The sequence below is a fragment of the Aurantimonas sp. genome (assembly GCF_964217435.1).
GTDB classification, from domain to species: domain Bacteria; phylum Pseudomonadota; class Alphaproteobacteria; order Rhizobiales; family Rhizobiaceae; genus Aurantimonas; species Aurantimonas coralicida.
Map to the genome: position 1 here is coordinate 41,937 of NZ_CAXPJM010000022.1, position 21,001 is coordinate 62,937.

The window sequence follows — 21,001 nt, forward strand, 5'->3', positions numbered from 1 at the left end:
GTCGATTGCGCCACGTCAGGCGGTGTCGAGGAAGCAGTAGACGTCGCCGGAATTCGCCGCTTCCGGCAGGCGTGACAGATGCGCGGCCATCGCCTTGGCGGTGTCGCCCGCCGGCGTTTCCCAGGCATGGCTTTCGCCGATCGACAGGCGAAACCGGCGATAGCCCAGCGCGCGCGCTCGGGACAGCGCGGCCAGCGCGACGTCCCGCTGCAAGGTCGTGAACTCGAAGGAGAGGATCGGCACCGGGGCGCTCAGCCCGGCAAGTACCCGGTCCTCCAGTCCCTCGACATCGATCTTGATGAAGGCCGGCCGGCCATGGGCCGCGATCAGATCGTCGAGCGTCACCGCCGGCACGATCACCACACCGTCCCAGACCTGATCGCGCCAGCCGGTCCCGCTTGCGGCGGCCGCAACCAGCGCGTGCGAACCCGTGGTGACGGTTGGATTGGCGCTGTTCACATGCAGTCGGATCTCGCCCGGCGCATCGGAAACGGCCGCCTGCATGATGTCGATGCGGCGGCGCCAGCCGAAGGCGAGGCGCAGCAGGGAGGCGAGCCTCGGCTGGGGTTCGACCGCCACCACCCGCGCGCCGAGCCCGTGCAGGACTCGGGTCCGGTCGCCGACATGGGCGCCGATGTCGAAGACCAGATCGCCCGGCCGGACCAGACCGCCATAGAAGGCTGCGAGGCGCCGCAGATGCCGGCGGTCGCCGTGATAGATGGCAAGGCTGCGCAGGATGCCCGACCAGCCCCGGAAGCTGCCGACGCCCCGCCCGCCCATCAGCGGCGGCCGATGTCCGCGTCGATCCGGATCGGCACCGGCGCGGCATAGGCGTTGCGGACAGCCTCGCCCGCGGCGGGACGCCGCCAGCGCCGCGCGGTCGCCGGCACCAGATCCTTCAGCACCATCGGCAGGGCCGATTCCTCCGGCACGGCAAACAGGCCGGCCCGCGACAGGACGCGGCCGAGGACCGGCATGGCGGTGACGACGGTGAAGGGGATCGCCACGAGGAGGCCGGCAACGAAGGGCAGCGACCAGACCAGCGCCAGCGGCGCGGCGGCGAACAGCGTGACCGCCATCACGCCGCCGAACAGGGTCTGCGGCCACATCGCCCGGATCGCCGAACCCCACCCGACGCCCAGCACGTCGCGGTTCTGGCCGCTCCATGTCACCGAGCGCCCGAAGGGCAGCCCGGCCAGGAAGATCGTCACATAGACCGCGACGACCGGCGCCATCAGCATGGACATCAGGATCTCGGCAAGGGTCGAGACGGCGAAACGCAGCGGCCCGCCATAGGAGCGTACGGCGCCCCGGGTCAGCACCACGTCCAGCGCGCCGGCAAGCTTGGGCGAGATGCTCAGGAAGAAGATCACCGCGAACAAGGCCAGACCCAGCTCGACATAGCGGGCGTCGAAGGTCCCGGTCACGGCCTTGGCGCAGGCCGCGATGGTCATCGCCAGCCAGGCGGGCGGCGCCATGTACATCAGGATCGCCTGCAGGATATGGAAGCGGCTGAGCGGCGCAAGGCCGGGCGTGAACAGGAACCGCCAGTACTGCATGTTGCCCTGGCACCAGCGCAGGTCGCGCTTGGCGAAGTCCGGCAGGGTCGGCGGATTGGTCTCGTAGCTGCGGGTCTCGACCGGGATCACCCGGACCTCGTAGCCGGCGCGCCGCATGAACGCCGCCTCGAGCTGGTCGTGGCTGAGCACCGGACCGCCGAGCGGCGGGCGCCCCGGCAGGTCCGGCAGCCTGCAATGGGCCCGGAACGCCGCCGTGCGGATGACGGCATTGTGCCCCCAATAGGGCCCGCAATCGGCGTTCCACCAGGCTGCGCCCATGGTGAAGGAGCGCATGCCATGGCGCATGCCGAACTGGAAAATCCGCGCAAAACCGCTGTTCGCCGGCATGCCGACGACGAGGCTCTGCAGGATGCCGAGCCGCGGATGCCGCTCCATCGCCGCCACCATGCGCACCATGACGTCGCCGGCCATGACGCTGTCGGAATCCAGCGGCAGGAAATAGTCGTACTCGGCCCCCTCGTCGGCGAGGAACGCGGCGATGTTGCCCGCCTTGTAGCCGGCATTGTCGCGGCGGCGGCGATAGACGGGCTCCCGGCCGGGCGCGAAGATGGTCGTAAAGCGCTCGAAAGCCGCCTCTTCGCGCTGCCCGATCTCGGCGTCGTCCGTATCGCTAAGGACGAAGAAGCGGAAATGGTCGGCAAGCCCCGTCTTGGCGAGGCTGCGGCGCATGGCCTCCAGCCGCTCGAAGCTCGGCTCCGGCGCCTCGTTGCGCAGGGTCATGACGATGGCGGTGCGGCTGGTCAGCCGCGCCGGGCGCCCCGCGGGTCCGGCCTCGAAGAACGGATAGACGCTGGCCGCCGGATCCGCGGGCCCGTGCAGCAGGACGAGACCGATCACCGCGTTCCAGAAGCCCAGCACCGTCCACGGCGTTGCCAGCGCGAAACCGGCAAGGATGACGGCCTCGAGAGCATCGATCCCGTCGCCCGACAGGATCAGCGTCACGCCCGCGGCGAGCCCGACGATCGTCGCCAGATTCAGCGCGGCGACAAACCAGCGACGCAGGGCAATTGGCCAGCCGGCTGTCTCGATGACCGGCAGCGCGGCCTCTGGCGCCGGCACGCGGTCGGTCTCGACCATCTCGCGGATGTCGCCGCCGCCTTGGGGTTCGCGCAGCACGTCTCGCACCTCGAATGACGATGAATGTCTCGGCCAAAGCCTTGCGGGCCACGCGCCGCCAGGAGCGTCCGCATGAAGCGCGGAAAACGCGACCGTTCGATGACCGTTGCATCACGAAACCGCGTCCGATCGCCTCAGGCGCGGCGATCCAGGCGCGCTAACGCTGCGCTGCCGCGGTGGTCGCCGGCGAGAAGGCGGGCCGGTCCGCATCCGGATACCAGTATCGGGCCGCCGGCTTGTCGCGCTCGATCAAAACGAAATTGTTGGCAAAGACCCGGTAGGGATGGCTCCATTCGCCATCCGGCCATTGCACGCGGATCTCCGCCCGTTCGGCCGTGCCGAGCCCCAGATGCACGAAGCCGGAGGTGCCCGAGGCGTGCCCTCCGCCGACCTGGATCGTCCGATTGAGCGACACCGTGCCGATCTTGACCGACAGCTTGGCGCCGAGCGCCGCGCGGTTGCCGCCCTTCTGGCTGAGCGCGACCTCCAGGAAATTGCCCAAAGGCCGCGTGCCGAAATCGCTCTTTCCGCCGAGATTGCGGAACAGGCTGGCCGGCCCGCCGCGATTGATCACCAGAATGTCCTCGGCGCCGTCGAGATTGAAGTCGGTGAGCAAGGCGCCGCGCCCCTTGGTCGGCACGGCCAGCCCCGCCGCCTCGCCGCGCTCGGTGAAGCGGCCGTCGAAACCGCCCATCAGGAGATTGTCCGGATCGTAGGCGGCAAAATCCGGCATCGCCTCGACATTGCCCTTGGCGATGAAGAGATCGAGCGCCGTGTCGTTGTTGAAATCGGCAAAGCCCGCATGCCAGCCGGTCGAGGGCCGGCCCTGATCGCCGGTATAGGGCCGGTGCGCCGTCGCCCGCCGCTCGAAGGCCTCGTCGCGATAGGTCGGTGCGTCCTCGAACTCCCGGTCGAGGAATTGCAGCTTGGTGTCGCCCATCGAGGTCAGGGCATATTCGGGATAGCCGTCGCCATCCACATCGCCCTCGGCGATGCCCATGCCCCAGATGGTCAGATGCTGCCAGCCATCGGCCTTGCGATAGGGACGCGGCGCCCGGCCCGGCTCGACCCGCCAGAGCTGCTCCTCGCCGCCGCGGTAATATTGCCGGTCATTGGTGATCCGCAGCGATGGCTGGCCGGAGCGGTTCCAGTCGGTGAACAGCATCGACAGGGCGCAGAAGCCGGGACTGAGCGCCGTCGGCTCGGAATAGTCCGGTCGTCCGTCGGCCCCCTCGCGGGGACGCAGCAGCACATTGTCGGCGCAGGTGCCCCAGGGCGAGCCCGGCGCGGCGCGGTCGACGTAATTGCCGAAGGCCAGCGTCGGATAGGTCGCCCCCGGCTCGACGATGGCCGAGAAGGCTGTGGTCCAGGCCCGACCGCCATCGAACTTCCAGTCGAAATTCGCCTTTTCGAAGCGGCATTCCGGCCCGCCTTTCAGGAGCAGGTTCGCACCGACCCGCAACAGCACCAGGTCCTCGTGGCCGTCCTGATCGATATCCAGCGGATAGGCGCCGGTCACATTGGCGAGATCCTTCGGGTCGATGTCCTGCGCCAGCTTCTCGAAGGCAAGCGGCCCGCCTGCCTGCGAGCGGTTGGCGTAGAAACCGGCCTCGCCCTTGCCGCCCGCCAGAAACAGGTCGGGAAAGCGGTCGCCATTGCAGTCGAAGGCTGCACCGCCGCCGCCGACGAAGAACTCCCAAGGCCCGCCATAGCTGTGCGCGATGCCCGCCGCCTCGGCTTCCTCCTGGAAGAGCGGCGTGTCGCCGGCAAATGGCAAAGGCGTGTCCGCGGGCCCCGCCGCATGGGCAAGGCCCGCCGAGGCCAGCAGCACGAGGGCAGCGCCGGTCACGCGGAGACCGCCGCTGCGAGCCGGGTTCCGGAGCGCGGTCATGGCGTAATCCTCAAGGTCTTCAGCCAGGCGATCAGGGCCGAGCGGTCGGCTTCGGCCAGATCGCTATAGCCCGCTGCACTTTCGCTGGCCGCGCCGCCATGCGCGCGGATCACCTCGTCCAGCGTGGTCATGTCGCCGCGATGGCCATAGGGCGCCGTGTCGGCCAGCCCCCAGAGCTCGGCGGTCATGAAGACATCGCGTTCGACGAAGCGCTGGGCCAGCGTCTCGTTGCCGAGATCGGCGGTGCGGGTGTCGGCGATGCGGTGGCGCTTCAGATCGCCGAACAGCGGCACCAGCACCCGCCCTTCGGCGTCGCGCGGCAGATGCCGGGCCCACTCGGTCAGGGCAAGGTCGTAGACGGCCGGCGTCTCGACATCGCCGGTGCGCAGCGTCCCCGCGGTGTCGACCGGACCGGGATCGGCGAAGGCAAGGCTGTCCAGCGGCAGCGACGGGCGATGGCAGCTCGTGCACTTGAGTTCGGAGAAGACGTCGCGCCCCCGTGCGGCGGCCTTGCGCCATGCAGGGTCCTCTGGCGCGATCTCGCGCGGCGCCGGCAATGTCGCCTGCCAGGCAACCAGGGCCGAGACCTCGCCGGCGCCGAGCTCGTCATCGTGCCCGTCGCCGTCGAAATCCGCCGTGCCGGTCCAGCGGGTGCCCCAGCGCTCGTCGGGCTGCATGCCGTGATGCTGGTTGAGCGCATTGACGGTGAACTGGCGCAGCGAAGTCATCACGCCCTTCTGGGTGAAGGGGCGCACCACCAGGTCGTCGTCGACGCCGTCGAGTTCGCCGAGATCCACCGATCCGTCGGGCAGCGCGGTGATCCGTCCGAAATCGACGCCCTTGGAGGTCAGCCTCCGGCGGACTTCCCTGCCGCTCGCGCGGGCCTCCTTCAGCGCCTCGGCCCGCGCCGCCGTCAGATCGACGGTCATTTCGCGCGCCAATAGCTCGATCAGCCCGGCGCCGAACAGATGGTTCGTGCCGCGCTCGTTGGAGAATTGTGGATCGAGCGTGTCGAACTCGGCGCTCTCGAAGCCTTCCGACACGAAGGCATTGGCAACGAAGCCACCGGCGCCGCCGGCGACCGGTTCGTTGTGGCAGGACGAGCAGGCATTGGCGTCCGGTCCGGCGAGGCGCTGGAAGGCGTGCTCGGCCGGACGTCGGCTGCGGGTCGGCACGATCGCCTGGGTCGCATTCGGCCGCCCCGCCCCGTCGAGAATGGTGAAGCGTGCCGCGAAGAACGCGCGGCCCTGTTCGGTCAACTCCGCAAGGGCTTCGGCGGACAGGGGCCCGGCCAGGGTCGCGGGGTCGATCCGCTGGCGGATCGTGCGCTCGCTCCAGGCCGGCTCCTGCGCCATCGCCGGTGCGAGGGGGCCGCCCAGCGAGCCGAGGAGGATCGTCGCGAGGATCGCCGGACGATGTCGCATCAGGCCGCCTCCCTCGTCTCGGCGCCGCCGGCTCCGGCGAACTCGCCATCCACCGCCGCCAGCGCCTTGGCCGCGGCGGCCTCGAACACCAGCTCGTCCACATCCTCGACCCGCGAGAAGGGCGTGTCGACGCCGACGCCGTCGATGGCGCTGTCGCCGATGCCGGCGCGGATCGGCGGCTCCAGAAGGTCCATGGCGTGGGCCCCGGCGCCGGTGACCACGATCGGCAGCGGGTCGATCAGCGTGAACATGCGCCCGAGACTGTAGCCGATCGCCGTGCCCGCCTCCTCGAAGGCCGCCAGCGCGGCGGCATCGCCGGAGCGGGCGAGCGCCGCCAGCCGGTGCATGTCCTCGTCGGAAATCCGCCGTGTCGGGATTTCGTCGGTCCGCCCGTAGGCGCGGCGCCAGATCGCATAGTCGCCGGCATAGGCTTCCACGCAGCCGCGATTGCCGCAGCGGCAGAGCGCGCCGCCGGGAATGTGGTTGATATGGCCGAACTCCACCGCCGAGGAACGTTGGCCCTGAAAGGTGCTGCCGCCGAGCCGCAGGCCCATGCCGACACCGAAGCCGATGAACAAAGTGGCAAAGTCGCGCCCGACGAAATCGGGCTTCCAGCGGAACGCCTCGGGCATCAGCGAGCAGTCGTTGAAGACGCCGACCTCGGCCCCGGTCAGCGCCGACAGCGGGCCGGCGATTTCCAGATTGCGCGCCTTCAGCGTCGGCGACCACAGGATGCGCCGGGCATTGCTGTCGGTCTTGCCCTGCACCGCCAGAACGATCTGCCGGGGTGGCGGCGCACCGGGGCTCGCCGTCTCCGCCTCGCGCAGGAGCTCCACCAGCAGCCTCACCAGCCCGTCCTGATCAAGATCGGCGATGTCGCGTTCGCAGGAGGCCGCACCGAGGGTCACACCGCGATAGTCGCACAGGCGCACCGACAATTCGCCGACGGCGATCTTGGCGGTTGCGACGGTGGCGGCCGCCCCCTGCAAGCCGAGGCTCTTGCCGGGCCGGCCGCGGCGCGAGGCGCGTTCGTCCTCGTCGACCTCGACGATGAGGTCGGCGCGCAGCATGCCGGTGGTGATCGCGGACGCGGCCGACACCGACAGGCCGGTGGCCGCACTGATCGCCTTGCGGGTGGCGATCCCGGTGCGTCTGAGATGGTCGATGACCGCGCGGCGATTGTGTACGCGCACGGCATCCGCATCGGTCTTGGCGAGCATGATCCCTGGTTCCTCCCCCGGCCTAGGACGGCCGCCCTCCTCGGCGGATAGCCATAGCCCATTGTCATGTTGACACGCCTGAAAATTGCTGTCACGATTTTTTCCGAGGCTTGGAAAAAGTCTCGACGGCCGGGATGTGGGCCGGGGACCGGAAAGCGGGCGCCATGGCGCCGGGAGGAAAATCATGAAGTTTCTGAAGCTCGCGCTGGCTGGCGCGGTGTTCTCGATGGCTGCCGCCGGATCGGCCGCCGCGCAGGACGGCAAGACCGTCGGCGTGTCCTGGTCCAACTTCCAGGAAGAGCGCTGGAAGACCGACGAGGCGGCCATCAAGAAGGCCCTCGAGGCCGCTGGCGCCACCTACATTTCAGCGGACGCCCAGTCGTCGGCCTCCAAGCAGCTCACCGACGTGGAATCGCTGATCTCGCAGGGCGCCGACGCGCTGATCATCCTGGCGCAGGATTCCGCCGCCATCGGCCCGGCCGTGCAGGCCGCCGTCAACAACGGCATCCCGGTGGTCGGCTACGACCGCCTGATCGAGAACCCGGACGCCTTCTACCTGACCTTCGACAACAAGGAAGTCGGCCGCATCCAGGCGCGCGAGGTCCAGAAGGCCCAGCCGGAAGGCAACTATGCCTTCATCAAGGGCTCCTCGGCCGATCCGAATGCCGACTTCCTGTTCTCGGGCCAGATGGAAGTGCTCCAGGAAGCCATCGATTCCGGCAAGATCAAGAATGTCGGCGAGGCCTATACGGACGGCTGGCTGCCGGCCAACGCCCAGCAGAACATGGAACAGATCCTGACCGCCAACAACAACGAGGTCGACGCGGTCGTCGCCTCGAATGACGGCACCGCCGGCGGCGCCGTGGCGGCTCTGGAGTCCCAGGGTCTGGCCGGCTCCGTGCCGGTCTCCGGCCAGGATGCCGACTTCGCCGCGCTCAACCGCATCGCCCGCGGCACGCAGACCGTCTCGGTCTGGAAGGATTCCCGCGAGCTGGGCAAGCGCGCCGCCGAGATCGCCATCGATCTCGCGGACGGCACGGCCATGAACGAGGTCGAGGGCGTCGAATCCTGGTCCGGCGGCCCGAACGGCACCGAGATGCAGGCGATCTTCCTCAAGCCGGTGGCGATCACCAAGGACAATCTGGACACCATCATCGACGCCGGCTGGGTGTCGAAGGACGTGGTCTGCCAGGGCGTCGAGGCCGGTTCGGTCCCGGCCTGCGACTAAGCCAGACGACAGGACGGCCGCTCCCCAACAGGGGGCGGCCTTTCACCCTCACGGCCTGCTCGAACGCCCGGTCCTCGGCCCGGCGCTTCCCCCACGGCCGGATCGGGTGCAACATTCCAACAGGACAGCGCTGAACGCCTTGCCCCGGGCCCATTTCGCCCGGCGCCGCACCAGCGTGATTGCGCCAGGGAGGCGAGCATGAGCCAGTCGGCATCCGAACCCAGCGTCGGCGCCCGCGCGTCGACGGGAGGCGGCCTGTCCCGATTTGTCCGGGCCACCGAAGTCGACACCCGCATGCTGGGGATGGTCGGCACGCTCCTGGTGATCTGGCTGGTCTTCCACGTCCTGTCCGGCGGCATCTTCCTGACCCCGCGCAATCTGTGGAACCTGACCGTCCAGACCTCGTCCATCGCGGTCATGGCGACCGGCATGGTGCTGGTCATCGTCACCCGCAACATCGACCTGTCGGTCGGCTCGATCCTCGGCTTCACCGGCATGGCCATGGCCGCGCTGCAGGCCAACATCCTGCCCGGCATGCTCGGCTTCGACAGCCCCTTCACCTGGCTTCTCACCCTTGCCGCCGGCATCCTCGTCGGTGTCGTGATCGGCGGCCTGCAGGGCTACATCATCGCCTTCATGGGCGTGCCGGCCTTCATCGTCACGCTGGGCGGCCTGCTGATCTGGCGCGGCGGCGCCTGGTGGCTGACCTCGGGTCGCACCGTCGCTCCGCTCGACGACACCTTCCGGCTGATGGGCGGCGGCGCCACCGGCTCGCTCGGCGAGACCTGGACGTGGATCCTCGCCATCCTCGCCTGCATCGCCGTCGTGGCCTCGCTGGTCTTCGCCCGCAAGCGCCGGGTGCGCTTCGGCTTCCCGCAGCGACCGGTCTGGGCGGAGGTGACCATCGCCGCCGTCACCACCATCATCATCCTGGGCGCCGCGCTGGTCCTCAACGCCTATGAATGGCCGTCCGCCATCGCCCGGCGCTACGCCGAGGCCGCCGGCATCGAGGTGCCGGAAGGCGGCCTGCATATCGGCTACGGTGTCGCCGTACCGGTGCTGATCGCCATCGTCGTCGGCATCGTCATGACCTTCGTGACCCAGCGCACCCGCTTCGGCCGCTACGTCTTCGCCATCGGCGGCAATCCGGAAGCCGCCGAGCTCGCCGGCATCAACACCCGCTGGGTGGTCATGAAGGTGTTCATGCTGATGGGCGGCCTTGCCGCCCTCGGCGCGGCGATCTCCACCGCCCGCCTCAACGCCGCCACCAATGCCTTGGGCACGCTGGACGAGCTCTACGTCATCGCCGCGGCGGTCATCGGCGGCACGTCGCTCGCCGGCGGTGCCGGCACCATCATCGGCGCCATGCTCGGCGCGCTGGTCATGCAGTCGCTGCAGTCGGGCATGGTGCTTCTGGGCGTGGATTCGCCGCTGCAGTCGATCGTCGTCGGCGTGGTCCTGATCATCGCCGTGTGGATCGACACCGTCTATCGCAGGAGGGCCGCATGAGCGCCACCGAGCAGTCCATCCACGACCACGGCGCCGGTCACAGCGACCCCGTCGACCGCAGCGGTCCGCCGCTGGTCGACATGCGCGACATCTCGATCGCCTTCGGCGGCATCCATGCCGTCGACGGCGCGACCATCGATCTCTATCCCGGCGAAGTGGTCGCGGTGCTCGGCCATAACGGCGCCGGCAAGTCGACGCTGATCAAGATCCTGTCGGGCGCCTACAAGCGCGATTCCGGCGAGATCCATGTGCGCGGCGAGCCGGCGGCGATCGCCAATCCCCGCGATGCCAAGGCCTATGGCATCGAGACGATCTACCAGACGCTGGCGCTGGCCGACAATGTCGACGCCGCCGCCAACCTCTTTCTCGGGCGCGAGATGCTGACCCCCTGGGGCACGCTCGACGACGGCGCCATGGAAGCCGAGGCCCGCAAGGTGATGGGCCGGCTGAACCCGAACTTCCAGCGCTTCAAGGAACCGGTGAAGGCACTCTCTGGCGGCCAGCGCCAGTCCGTCGCCATCGCCCGGGCGATCCTGTTCAACGCCAAGATCCTGATCATGGACGAGCCCACCGCGGCGCTCGGGCCGCAGGAGACCGCGCAGGTCGGCGAACTGATCAAGGAGCTGAAGAAGGACGGGATCGGCATCTTCCTGATCAGCCACGACATCCACGACGTCTTCGACCTCGCCGACCGGGTGGTGGTGATGAAGAACGGCCAGATCGTTGGCGGCGCACGGACCGAGGACGTCACTAAGGACGAGGTCCTCGGCATGATCATCCTCGGCAAGTGCCCGCCCGGCGCAACTCCGGGCCCCGGCGCGATGCGCGAATAGCAGCTCGTTTGATCGGGCGCGGGAGCTTCTCGCGCCCGAATACGTTTCGCGTCAGTCCGCCATGGCGGCGCGCAGCGCCGGGTAGAGCCGGCGATAGAACAGGTAGGCGTCGTCGAAGGCCCGCCCGTGGGCGTTGTCCGGCCGGAAACGCCGGGCGATCGGCGGCTCGGTCATCACCGCTTTCGGATCGTCGCCGGTCGCCGCGCAGACGCCGAGCCGGGCCGCCCCGAAGGCGGCGCCGAAATCGCCCGCCTCGGGCAGGGCGATCTCCGTGTCCAGCACATTCGCCAACAATTGCAGCCAGTAGGCCGAGCGCGAACCGGCACCCACGGCAATCAGCCGCTGCGGACGCGCCGCTTCGCCGCCCGCCTCCAGGCAATCGCGCATGGAAAAGGCGACACCCTCCAGCACGGCGCGGGTCATCGCCTCGCGGCCGGTATCGGCCTCCAGCCCGGCGAAGACGCCGCGGATTTCGGAATCATTGTGCGGCGTGCGCTCGCCCGACAGATACGGCAGGAAGGTCAGCCGGCCGGGCGCCTGCACCGTCTCGCCCAGGGCGCCGGTCAGCGCTGCCGGCTCCTCCTTCAGGAGCTTCGACAGCCATTCCACCGAGCCGGCCGCCGACAAGGTCACGCCCATCTGGTGCCAGAGACCGGGAATGGCGTGGCAGAAGGTGTGCAGCGCGGTCTCCGGCGCGGGCTCGTATCCGGCCGAGGCGGTGAACAGCACGCCCGAGGTGCCCAGCGACAAAAAGCCGGTGCCGGGTTCGGCAACGCCGACGCCGCAGGCCGAGGCGGCATTGTCGCCGCCGCCACCGGCCACCACCGTGCCTTCCTTCATGCCGAAGCGCGCGGCGAGTTCGGGGCGCAGGCCGCCGGAAACCGCCGTACCCTCGACCAGCCGCGGCATGTGGCCCGGCGTCAGCCCGGTCTTTTCCAGCATCCGCGCCGACCAGTCGCGCGCACCGGTGTCGAGCCATGCGGTTCCGGCGGCATCCGACATTTCCGACACGGCCTCGCCGGTCAGCCACAGCCGGAGATAGTCCTTCGGCAGCAGCACCCGGCGCAGCCGGGCGAAGACCTCCGGCTCGTTGCGCGCGACCCAGACGATCTTCGGCGCGGTGAAGCCCGGAAACACGATGTTGCCGGTGATCGCCCGCGATTCCTCGTCGTCGAGTTCGGCCGCCTCTTCGTGGCTGCGGGTGTCGTTCCACAGGATGCAGGGCCGCAGGACCGCGTCATCCGCGCCCAGCAGCGTCGCGCCATGCATGTGCCCCGACAGGCCGATGCCGGCCACCGCCGCGAGTTCGGCGCCATGGGTATCGGACAACTCGCCCAGCGCGGTCTCGCAGGCCGCGATCCAGCTCTGGGGGTCCTGCTCCGACCAGCCGAATTGCGGCCGCTCGACGCTGAGCGGCACCGAAGCGGACGCGATGACGCGCTGGTCGTCGCCGATCAGCAGCGCCTTCAGCGAGGAGGTGCCGAGATCGAGGCCGAGATAATTGCTCATGTCACGTCCTTCACTGGCCGCAGGTTCATGCGGATTCGTCGAGCTTGCGCCGGGCCGCCGCGGCAAGGAAGCCCGACCGGGTCAGACCGTGCCGCGCGGCATAGGCTTTCTCAAGCCGTCAGACGTAGCGGTTGACCACGCCCTCGAGATATTCCTGCCGGCCCGAGCGGGGCTGCGGGTCGAGGTCGAGCGCCCGCGCGGCGACCTGTTCCAGGCTGCGCTCGCCGGCAAGCACCGCCTTGCCCTCGCCGCCGTCCCAGCCGGCATAGCGGTCGTCGACATGCCTGGTCAGCGCGCCGTCGGCCAGCATCTTCTCGGCCGCGAGCAGGCCACGGGCGCAGGCGTCCATCGAGGCGACATGGGCGATCAGCAGGTCGTCCGGATCGATCGACTGGCGCCGGATCTTGGCATCGAAATTGAGCCCGCCCGTGGTGAAGCCGCCATGCTGCAGCATCTCGTGGAAGACCAGCGCCAGTTCCTTCACATCCATGGCGAACTGGTCGGTGTCCCAGCCCAGGAGGTCGTCGCCGCGATTGACGTCGAGCGAGCCGAACAGATCGTTGGCATAGGCGTAGCGCACCTCGTGGTCGAAGGAATGACCGGCGAGGATGGCGTGGTTCTGCTCGATATTGAGCTTCACCTCGCCGAGGAGATCGTATTTCTGCAGGAAGGCGAAGACCGCCGCCGCGTCGAAATCATACTGGTGCTTGGTCGGCTCCTTGGGCTTCGGCTCGATCAGGATCGGACCCTCGAAGCCGATCTTGTGCTTGTAGTCGACGAGCATGGCGAAGAACCGGCCGAGCTGGTCGAGTTCGCGCTTCATGTCGGTGTTGAGCAGGGTCTCGTAGCCCTCGCGGCCGCCCCAGCAGACATAATTCGCACCGCCAAGGCGATGGGTGGCGTCGAGCGCCGCCTTCACCTGCCCGGCCGCATAGGCGAAGACGTCCGGATCGGGATTGGTCGCCGCCCCGGCCATGTAGCGCCGGTTGGAGAAGAGATTGGCGGTGCCCCAGAGCAGGCGCACCTTCTGGCTCTCCATCTTCTGGGCGAAGATGTCGGTGATCGCCTTCAGATTGTCGTTGGATTCCTGCAGCGACGCGCCCTCGGGCGCGACGTCCACGTCGTGGAAGGTGAAGAACGGCACGTCGAGGAGCCGGAACATCTCGAAGGCGACATCGGCCTTCTGGCGGGCCAGCGCCAGCGGATCGTCGCCATGCATCCAGGGCCGCAGGAAGGTCTCGCCACCGAACGGATCGCCACCCGGCCAGGTGAAGGAATGCCAGTAGCAGGCGGCAAAGCGCAGATGGTCCTCCATCCGCTTGCCCATGACCTGCCGGTCCTTGTCGTAGAAGCGGAAGGCGAGCGGGTCGGTGGATTGTTCGCCGGCAAAGGCGACCGGCGTCGAGAGATCGAAGAAGGAAATGTTGGACATGGGAGAGCTTCCTGATGGTCGGGCTTTGTGCCCACGGGAATGGCGGTGGTGTCAGGCGTGAAGGGATGAGGGCGGGCCGGAAGAACGCGGCCACAATTGCCCGTACGCCCGGCTTTCGCCGGGCGCATCGCGCGCCGCGCGCGCGGCTTCTCCCGTCATCATGGCATCCTCCCGGATCGGCGCGGGGCAGTCGAGCGAGCCCCCACGCCGCGTCTTCCCGCACAGTATCGCGCAGGCTCGCCGCGTTTTGAAGTACGCACCTCAAAAATTCGCCGCGAGTGCTTTCTGACCGTCTGGCCGAGCTGTTGACGGCCGTCTGAGACAATCGTGAGCGGCACGCGGTCGCGCCGCCGCAACCTCCGTGCTCTCCTCTGGTTGCACATCGACATACCCAGACCGGAGGATCCCATGCCGCACTCGTTCGACCGCCGGACCATCCTGACCGGCGCCGCCGCCACCGGCCTTGCCGCGACGCTCGGCCTGTCCCGCGCCGGTGCGCAGCCGGCCGCAGGTGCGGGGTCACGCCCCCTCGCGACGAAGACCGTCCCGTCCAGCGGCGTCGCCATTCCGGTCGTCGGGCTCGGCACCTGGATCACCTTCAATGTCGGTGACAATGCCGAAGCGCTGGCCGAGCGAACCGCCGTCATGCAGGCCTTCTTCGAAGCGGGCGGCGGCATGATCGATTCCTCGCCCATGTACGGCTCGTCCCAGGCAACCATCGGCCACGGTCTCAGCCAGCTCGGCATCCCCGATACCCTGTTTGCCGCTGACAAGGTCTGGACGGGCTCGCCCTCCGACGGCCCCGCGCAGATCGCCGAGACCGAGCGCCTGTGGGGCGTTCCGCGCCTCGCCCTGATGCAGGTGCACAATCTCGTCGGCTGGGAGGGGCATCTCGACACGCTGGCTACGATGAAGGCGGAGGGCCGCATCGGCCATATCGGCATCACTACCTCCCATGGCCGCCGCCACGCGGAGGTCGCGGCAATCATGGAAAGCCGGCCGATCGACTTCGTGCAGCTCACCTACAATTTGGCCGACCGGGAGCCCGAAGAACGGCTGCTGCCGCTGGCCGCCGAACGCGGCATCGCGGTGATCGCCAACCGTCCGTTCCGGCGCGGGGCGCTGATCGACGCGGTTGCCGGCCAGCCGCTGCCGGCCGTCGCCGGCGAGATCGGTGCGGAGACCTGGCCGCAATTCCTGTTGAAATACATCGTCTCGCATCCGGCGCTGACCCTCGCGATCCCGGCAACCCGCCGCGTCGACCATCTGCGCGAGAACATGGCCGCGGCGACCGGGCCCATGCCCGATGCTTCGCAGCGCCGGCAGATGGCCCTCGCCTTCGACAATCTCTAAGACCGCTCTCATGCTGGCCGATCTGTCCACCTACAGCCTGCAGGATTTCCTGCTGTTCGACGCGGCGATCTACCGGGATCTCTTCGCGCAGCTCAACGCGCGCGCCTGGCCGGTTCCGGTTGTCGGCATCGCGGCGGCGCTGGCCTGCCTCGGGCTCACGACCGCACGGCATCGCTGGGCTCTACCGGCCAGCGCGGCCCTGCTGGCGTCGGCCTTTGCGGCGTCCGCCTGGCTGTTCTTCTTCGGCGTCTATGCGACGATCAACTGGGCCGCGATCTATCCGGGCTGGGCCTTCGTTGCCGAGGCCGGCCTCCTTCTCGTGGCGTCCGTCGTCCTCGGCCGGTCAGCACAGCCGCGCGTCACCCTTTCATCGCCCCGTCTCCTGGCGGGAACGGCCTTTGCCTTCTACGGCCTCTTCGTCCATCCGCTGGCCGGCTGGCTGTTCGGCCGTGCAGCAGACGGCCTCGAATGGTTCGCGCTGGCTCCGGACCCCACGGCCCTCGTCGCCATCGGCCTTCTCGCCGTCACCGTCCCGCATCGGCGGCTGGCCCTGCCCCTCGCCGCGCTGCCGCTGCTGTGGCTGGCAGTAAGCGCCATGACGCTGTGGCTCCTCGAAACGCCGGCCGAGGCGCTGCTCCTGGCCGCTGCGACGATGGTCGGGCTGGTAATCCTGCTGCTGCCGGCGCGCCACCCGCGCGACAACGCCGTCACCGATCCCCTGCCGGCGATCAGGCCGGCCGAGACCGCAGCCGTCCCGCGTGGCCTTGCCGCGACCTTCCTGCCCACCAGCCCGCACAACACCGGCGCCCGCACCGGACGAACCTGAGCGGCGACCCTGCGCCAGGCCCCATGGCCGCCCGCGTCCGCGCCGAAAGGCGAATGTCCCTTCCCCTCACCGGTCGTTAGGTTACCCTCCTGGAACGCCGTACCTGTCGTCAGGCGCGGCGGGGAGTTCGCGGAATCCGGTGCGGCGGCAGCGCACCAGCACGAGGCGCAACGGGGAGGAACGACCATGGCCAGCCGCTATCACGAGGTCTACGACGCCAGCCGAAGCGACCCGGAGAAATTCTGGCTCGACGCGGCCGGCAAGCTGGTCTGGACGAAGAAGCCGACCCGCGCCCTCGACCCCGATGCCGGCGTTTATGGCCGCTGGTTTCCCGACGGCGAATGCAACACCTGTTTCAACGCCATCGACCGTCATGTCGAGGCCGGACGCGGCGACCAGGTCGCGATCATCCACGATTCCCCCGTCACCGGCGGCAAGCGCAAGCTGACCTATGGCGAATTGCTGGTCGAGGTGAAGGCGCTGGCCGCCAATCTCACCGATCTCGGCGTCGGCCGGGGCGACCGGGTCATCATCTACATGCCGATGGTGCCGGAAACGATGATCGGCATGCTGGCCTGCGCCCGCATCGGCGCGATCCATTCGGTGGTGTTCGGCGGCTTTGCCGCCCGCGAGTTGGCCGCGCGCATCGACGACGCGGCGCCCAAGCTGATCCTCTCGGCCTCCTGCGGCATCGAGCCGACCCGCAAGGTCGAATACAAGCCGCTGCTCGACAAGGCGATCGAACTGGCCACCCACAAGCCGGCCGCCAGCATCGTGCTGCGCCGCCCCGAACTCGACTGCGAACTGATCGAGGGCCGCGACCACGACTGGGACGAACTGCGCCACAATGCGATGGCCGCCATTGCCGCCGGGCGCGAGGTGCCCTGCGCGTCCATGAAGGCCACCGACCCGCTCTACATCCTCTATACGTCGGGCACGACCGGCAAGCCGAAGGGCGTCGTGCGCGACACCGGCGGCCACATGGTGGTGCTGCACTGGTCGATGCAGGCGATCTTCGGCACCGACCAGGGCGAGGTGTTCTTCTGCGCCTCCGACGTCGGCTGGGTCGTCGGCCATTCCTACATCGTCTACGCGCCGCTGCTGCGCGGCTGCACCACGGTCCTGTTCGAGGGCAAGCCCATCGGCACGCCGGACGCCGGCACCTTCTGGCGCGTCGCCGCCGAACACGGGGTCAAGGTGCTCTTTACCGCCCCGACGGCGATCCGCGGCATTCGCAAGGAGGACCCCGACGGCAAGCTGCCGGGCGACTACGATCTGTCGCAGTTCGAGGCGCTGTTCCTGGCCGGCGAGCGTGCCGATCCGGAAACCCTGATCTGGGCCGAGAAGGCCCTGCAGCGGCCCGTCATCGACCATTGGTGGCAGACCGAATCCGGCTGGCCGATCGCCGCCAATCCGCTCGGGCTCGGCCTCCTGCCGATCAAGCGCGGCAGCCCCGGCGTCGCCATGCCCGGCTTCGACGTGCAGGTGCTGAATGCCATGGGCGAACAGGCGCCGCCCAACGAGATGGGCGCCATCGCCATCAAGCTGCCGCTGCCGCCGGGCGCCCTGCCGACCCTCTGGAACGCCGACGACCGTTTCAAGGACGCCTATCTGACGGCCTTCCCCGGCTATTACTCCACCTCCGATGCCGGCTTCATCGACGAGGAGGGTTATGTCTACGTCATGGGCCGCACCGACGACGTCATCAACGTCGCCGGCCACCGCCTGTCGACGGGCGAGATGGAGGAGGCCGTGGCCGGCCATCCGGCGGTGGCCGAATGCGCCGTCATCGGCATGCGCGATGCGCTGAAGGGCGAGTTGCCCTGCGGCTTCGTCGTCCTGAAGAACACCAGCCAGCTGGATCGCGGTCAGATCGAGGCGGAGCTGATCACGCTGGTGCGCGAACGCATCGGGCCGGTCGCCGCCTTCAAGCGCGTGCTCGTGGTCGACAAGCTGCCCAAGACCCGCTCCGGCAAGGTCCTGCGGCGCACCATGAAGGCGATCGTTGACCGGGACGATTACGAGACCCCCGCGACCATCGAGGACGCGACCGCCCTCGACGACATCCGCCGCGCCGTCTCCGGCGACTGAGCCGCGCCGGTCAGTCGGTGCGGATACGCCCCTCGATGGTGACGTCGCCGTCTTCGCCGAGGGCGATCACCACGATTTCTCCTGAGGCCGGGTAGATACCGGTCAGCGCGGTGATGTTGACCTGATGGCTGACCAGCGCCGCCTTCCGGCCGGCCGCATCGAGCTCCGCGAGCCGCGCTTTCAGCGCATCGGTCTGCGCCGCGCCCTTGCCGCGATCGGCGAAGAAGGAGTTCAGCTCCGGCGCGGCCATGACGGGACCGAAACCCAGGAGCTCGGCGGTTTCACTGGACCGGCACCATTGGCTTGCCAGAACCACGTCGATGGCGACGCCGGCCTCGCGCAGCCGGTCGCCGATGCGCCGCGCCTGCGCCCGCCCCTCCTCGGACAGATTGCGCTGGGTCGAACAGTCGCCGAGCCTGAAGGCGGCCGGATCGCCCGTGCCCGGCGCGATCGCATGGCGCATGAGGATGTGGCTGTCCGCGGCGCGCGCCGCATCGAGGGCATCCTGTGCCGACGTGCTCTGGGCGGCGCCCAGAAGCATCAGAGAGACAAGGCAGGCGGTCACGGCATTTCGCATGGCGGGCAGCGCTCCGGTCTGTTGGGGAACGCGCGGAATTTCGGGCATCGGGTCGGATCCGACAGGGCGCAGCGCCCCACGATCGCGTGAGGCGGACGACATGCCGCAGCGCCCAATGCACACGACCGGCCACCATTTCTGTGCCGCCCGGCAGTTTCTCTTGTCGCCAATTCCGGCTAGAAGCCGCCCGCGACGCATCAGCACGGGGTCCGGAGACCGCCCATGAACCATTCCGATCCGCAGCCGGACACCGGCGAGACCCAGGCCCGCCTCCTCGCCGAGGCGCTGCCGTTCATGCAGGCCTACGAGAACAAGACTGTCGTGGTGAAATATGGCGGCCACGCCATGGGCAATGCCGATCTCGGCCAGGCCTTCGCCCGCGACATCGCCCTGCTCAAGCAGTCCGGCGTTAATCCGATCGTCGTGCATGGCGGCGGCCCGCAGATCGGCCGCATGCTGTCCCAGATGGGCATCGAATCGCGCTTCGAGGGCGGGCTCAGGGTCACCGACGAGGAGACGGTGAAGATCGTCGAGATGGTCCTCGCCGGTTCGATCAACAAGGAAATCGTCGCGCTGATCAATGCCGAGGGCGAATGGGCCATCGGCCTGTGCGGCAAGGACGGCAACATGGTCTTCGCCGAGAAGGCCCGCAAGACGGTCGTCGATCCTGATTCCAACATCGAGCGGGTGCTCGATCTCGGTTTCGTCGGCGAACCGGTCGAGGTGGACCGCACTCTCCTCGACCTTCTCGCCCGCTCCGAGATGATCCCGGTGATCGCCCCGGTCGCGCCTGGCCGCGACGGCGCCACCTACAACATCAATGCCGATACCTTCGCCGGCGCCATCGCCGGCGCGCTGGAAGCCTCGCGCCTCCTGTTCCTGACCGACGTGCCGGGTGTCCTCGACAAGTCCGGCGAGCTGATCAAGGAGCTCTCCGTCGCCGAGGCCCGCACCCTGATCCGCGACGGCACGATCTCCGGCGGCATGATCCCCAAGGTCGAGACCTGCATCGAGGCGATCGAGAATGGCGTCGAGGGCGTCGTGATCCTCAACGGCAAGAAGCGCCACGCGGTGCTTCTGGAACTCCTGACCGAGCATGGCGCCGGCACGCTGATCGTCCCCTAGGCGCTGCGACGGCGCATGGCCCCGCCGCCAGCGCCCGCCTCGCGCGGCCAGCGTTCGCGGATCATCCGCGGCAGGATGCCCGCCGCCGTGACCGCGGCGATGCCGGCAGCGCCCAGGAACATCGCTTCCGGGCCGAAGGCGCTCGAGGCGAAACCGGCGACGAGCGGACCGACGACGCTGCCGACGGCCACCGCCAGCAGGGCCTCGGTGAAGCTCAGCGACGGCATGGAGGGAAACAGTTCCTCCGACCAGAAGGCCATCACCGCGCTCATCATCATCACATAGGCGCCCTGCAGCCCGGCCGAGACGACCACGCCGGTCCAGGAATTCGGAGCCAGGGCGATCAACGCCAGCGCGGCGGCCGCGGCGACATGCAGAAGCCGCAGGAGCCAGGGCAGCCCGATCAGCGTCTTGAGCCGCCCCGTCGTCAGGCCGACGAGCCCGAAGATGCCATAGGACAGGAAGACGATGGCCGGCGCCGCGCCTTCCGGAATGCCGGGCAGTCCGCCGGCCTGCTGGATCCGGTCGGCGGCGAAGGAGATGTAGATCGTCGTGGTGATGCCGAAGGACAGGGCGATCCACAGGAGCGGCCGCGCCGGCTCGGCGATCAGCGATTTCCAGCTTCCTTTCCCAGGAGGGCCGGGATCGCCGGCCAGCTCGCGCAGCGCCCCGATATTGCCGGCCAGTGCCAGGGCTGCGACCACCGCGAACCCAGCCCAGCCGTAGCGCCAGGACAATTCGCCATAGCTGACCATCAGGGCCGTCGCGCCGGCAGCCGCGACGCCGAGGCTGGTTCCGGTGCTGACCATGGAGAGCGTCGCCGGGCGCCGGGCCTCGTCGACCAGCCGATGCACCGCGTTGTTGAACGGCGCCCAGGAGAAACCGGCGCTGGAGGTGGCGAGGAACACGCCGGCGGCCAGTACCCAGGCATTCGGCGCCGCTGCCACGATCGCCATGCCGACCAATGCCGCGAACAGGCCGGACACCACCGGCATGCGCGGCCCGGATCGCGCGGTCATCGCGTAACTGATCAGGAGCCCCAGGAAGAAGCCGAAAAAGCCGATCCCCGAGATCACGCCGGCCATGCCGGTCGACAGGGAGAAGGTCGACTTGAACTCGGCCAGGAACAGGCCGAACCCCATGCGGGCGGGCCCGAAGGTGATGGCGGTCGCCGCGAAGCCTGCCGCGGACAGCTTGATGAATGGCGTCATGACCTCGCTCCGATCCGGCGAGGAAAAGATCGTGGCCCCGTCACGGTTCCCTTGCGGCCGCCCCGGTTTGCTTCGC

15 protein-coding genes and 1 pseudogene are annotated in these 21,001 nt (G+C 68.9%); 7 read left to right on the forward strand and 9 right to left on the reverse strand.

The features are described from left to right. Positions 1–15 precede the first annotated feature (15 nt). The 5 genes and pseudogenes from ACEQX1_RS09485 to ACEQX1_RS09505 all read right to left on the reverse strand — a co-directional run. A pseudogene (locus tag ACEQX1_RS09485) lies at positions 16–663 on the reverse strand (FkbM family methyltransferase); the annotation flags it as partial. Positions 664–779: 116 nt separating this feature from the next. Beyond that, positions 780–2,696: a glucans biosynthesis glucosyltransferase MdoH gene (mdoH, locus tag ACEQX1_RS09490; RefSeq protein ID WP_370195448.1), complete on the reverse strand. Its 1,917-nt coding sequence runs from the start codon at positions 2,694–2,696 to the stop codon at positions 780–782. Positions 2,697–2,853: 157 nt separating this feature from the next. Continuing rightward, positions 2,854–4,587 (reverse strand): ASPIC/UnbV domain-containing protein, encoded by a 1,734-nt coding sequence (locus ACEQX1_RS09495; RefSeq protein ID WP_370196767.1) that lies wholly within the window; start codon positions 4,585–4,587, stop codon positions 2,854–2,856. Next, the gene (locus ACEQX1_RS09500) at positions 4,584–6,011 is read right to left on the reverse strand and encodes a di-heme oxidoredictase family protein (protein ID WP_370195450.1); all 1,428 of its coding nucleotides are present in this window, start codon (positions 6,009–6,011) and stop codon (positions 4,584–4,586) included. Before ACEQX1_RS09500 ends, ACEQX1_RS09495 begins: the two co-directional genes overlap by 4 nt. After that, on the reverse strand, positions 6,011–7,231 hold the full coding sequence (locus ACEQX1_RS09505; protein WP_370196768.1) for an ROK family protein: 1,221 nt from the start codon (positions 7,229–7,231) through the stop codon (positions 6,011–6,013). Before ACEQX1_RS09505 ends, ACEQX1_RS09500 begins: the two co-directional genes overlap by 1 nt. A gap of 184 nt (positions 7,232–7,415) precedes the next feature. Between ACEQX1_RS09505 and xylF the strand changes: the two genes are divergently transcribed. The 3 genes from xylF (at position 7,416) to ACEQX1_RS09520 (ending at position 10,801) form a co-directional block, all read left to right on the forward strand. Then, a complete protein-coding gene (gene xylF / locus ACEQX1_RS09510) occupies positions 7,416–8,459 on the forward strand; it encodes a D-xylose ABC transporter substrate-binding protein (protein ID WP_228239915.1) in 1,044 nt (347 codons plus the stop codon). 198 nt (positions 8,460–8,657) lie between these two features. After that, on the forward strand, positions 8,658–9,968 hold the full coding sequence (locus ACEQX1_RS09515; RefSeq protein WP_370196769.1) for a sugar ABC transporter permease: 1,311 nt from the start codon (positions 8,658–8,660) through the stop codon (positions 9,966–9,968). An 80-nt stretch (positions 9,969–10,048) separates the two neighbouring features. Beyond that, positions 10,049–10,801: an ATP-binding cassette domain-containing protein gene (locus tag ACEQX1_RS09520; RefSeq protein WP_029703515.1), complete on the forward strand. Its 753-nt coding sequence runs from the start codon at positions 10,049–10,051 to the stop codon at positions 10,799–10,801. Positions 10,802–10,852: 51 nt separating this feature from the next. Here the strand turns inward: ACEQX1_RS09520 and xylB are convergent, their stop codons facing one another. Together xylB and xylA are read right to left on the reverse strand one after the other, a co-directional pair. Beyond that, a complete protein-coding gene (xylB, locus tag ACEQX1_RS09525; RefSeq protein ID WP_370196770.1) occupies positions 10,853–12,310 on the reverse strand; it encodes a xylulokinase in 1,458 nt (485 codons plus the stop codon). 118 nt (positions 12,311–12,428) lie between these two features. After that, positions 12,429–13,742, reverse strand: coding sequence for a xylose isomerase (xylA, locus tag ACEQX1_RS09530; protein WP_370195685.1), 1,314 nt, complete (start codon positions 13,740–13,742; stop codon positions 12,429–12,431). Between the two features lie 408 nt (positions 13,743–14,150). Here xylA and ACEQX1_RS09535 point away from each other — a divergent pair, with 408 nt between their 5' ends. From ACEQX1_RS09535 to ACEQX1_RS09545, 3 genes are all read left to right on the forward strand, one after another. Continuing rightward, positions 14,151–15,095, forward strand: coding sequence for an aldo/keto reductase (locus tag ACEQX1_RS09535; protein ID WP_370195684.1), 945 nt, complete (start codon positions 14,151–14,153; stop codon positions 15,093–15,095). Positions 15,096–15,105: 10 nt separating this feature from the next. After that, complete coding sequence (locus ACEQX1_RS09540; protein WP_370195683.1) at positions 15,106–15,921, forward strand: DUF6064 family protein; 816 nt, start codon at positions 15,106–15,108, stop codon at positions 15,919–15,921. Positions 15,922–16,107: 186 nt separating this feature from the next. Further along, positions 16,108–18,012, forward strand: a complete 1,905-nt coding sequence (locus ACEQX1_RS09545; protein ID WP_370195682.1) for a propionyl-CoA synthetase — start codon at positions 16,108–16,110, stop codon at positions 18,010–18,012. A gap of 10 nt (positions 18,013–18,022) precedes the next feature. Here the strand turns inward: ACEQX1_RS09545 and ACEQX1_RS09550 are convergent, their stop codons facing one another. Beyond that, a complete protein-coding gene (locus ACEQX1_RS09550) occupies positions 18,023–18,589 on the reverse strand; it encodes a histidine phosphatase family protein (RefSeq protein ID WP_370195681.1) in 567 nt (188 codons plus the stop codon). A 222-nt stretch (positions 18,590–18,811) separates the two neighbouring features. Here ACEQX1_RS09550 and argB point away from each other — a divergent pair, with 222 nt between their 5' ends. Then, complete coding sequence (gene argB / locus ACEQX1_RS09555; protein ID WP_024351641.1) at positions 18,812–19,714, forward strand: acetylglutamate kinase; 903 nt, start codon at positions 18,812–18,814, stop codon at positions 19,712–19,714. Here the strand turns inward: argB and ACEQX1_RS09560 are convergent. After that, entirely contained in the window at positions 19,711–20,925 is a 1,215-nt protein-coding gene (locus ACEQX1_RS09560) for an MFS transporter (protein WP_370195679.1), read from the reverse strand. The genes argB and ACEQX1_RS09560 overlap by 4 nt on opposite strands. Between the last annotated feature and the right edge of the window lie 76 nt (positions 20,926–21,001).

Coding starts and splice junctions, on each gene's coding strand:
- ACEQX1_RS09495 (WP_370196767.1), bottom strand. CDS start 4,587: ATGACCGCGCTCCGGAACCCGGCTCGCAGCGGCGGTCTCCGCGTGACC.
- ACEQX1_RS09500 (WP_370195450.1), bottom strand. CDS start 6,011: ATGCGACATCGTCCGGCGATCCTCGCGACGATCCTCCTCGGCTCGCTG.
- ACEQX1_RS09505 (WP_370196768.1), bottom strand. CDS start 7,231: ATGCTCGCCAAGACCGATGCGGATGCCGTGCGCGTACACAATCGCCGC.
- xylF (WP_228239915.1), top strand. CDS start 7,416: ATGAAGTTTCTGAAGCTCGCGCTGGCTGGCGCGGTGTTCTCGATGGCT.
- ACEQX1_RS09515 (WP_370196769.1), top strand. CDS start 8,658: ATGAGCCAGTCGGCATCCGAACCCAGCGTCGGCGCCCGCGCGTCGACG.
- ACEQX1_RS09520 (WP_029703515.1), top strand. CDS start 10,049: ATGCGCGACATCTCGATCGCCTTCGGCGGCATCCATGCCGTCGACGGC.
- xylB (WP_370196770.1), bottom strand. CDS start 12,310: ATGAGCAATTATCTCGGCCTCGATCTCGGCACCTCCTCGCTGAAGGCG.
- xylA (WP_370195685.1), bottom strand. CDS start 13,742: ATGTCCAACATTTCCTTCTTCGATCTCTCGACGCCGGTCGCCTTTGCC.
- ACEQX1_RS09535 (WP_370195684.1), top strand. CDS start 14,151: ATGCCGCACTCGTTCGACCGCCGGACCATCCTGACCGGCGCCGCCGCC.
- ACEQX1_RS09540 (WP_370195683.1), top strand. CDS start 15,106: ATGCTGGCCGATCTGTCCACCTACAGCCTGCAGGATTTCCTGCTGTTC.
- ACEQX1_RS09545 (WP_370195682.1), top strand. CDS start 16,108: ATGGCCAGCCGCTATCACGAGGTCTACGACGCCAGCCGAAGCGACCCG.
- ACEQX1_RS09550 (WP_370195681.1), bottom strand. CDS start 18,589: ATGCGAAATGCCGTGACCGCCTGCCTTGTCTCTCTGATGCTTCTGGGC.
- argB (WP_024351641.1), top strand. CDS start 18,812: ATGAACCATTCCGATCCGCAGCCGGACACCGGCGAGACCCAGGCCCGC.
- ACEQX1_RS09560 (WP_370195679.1), bottom strand. CDS start 20,925: ATGACGCCATTCATCAAGCTGTCCGCGGCAGGCTTCGCGGCGACCGCC.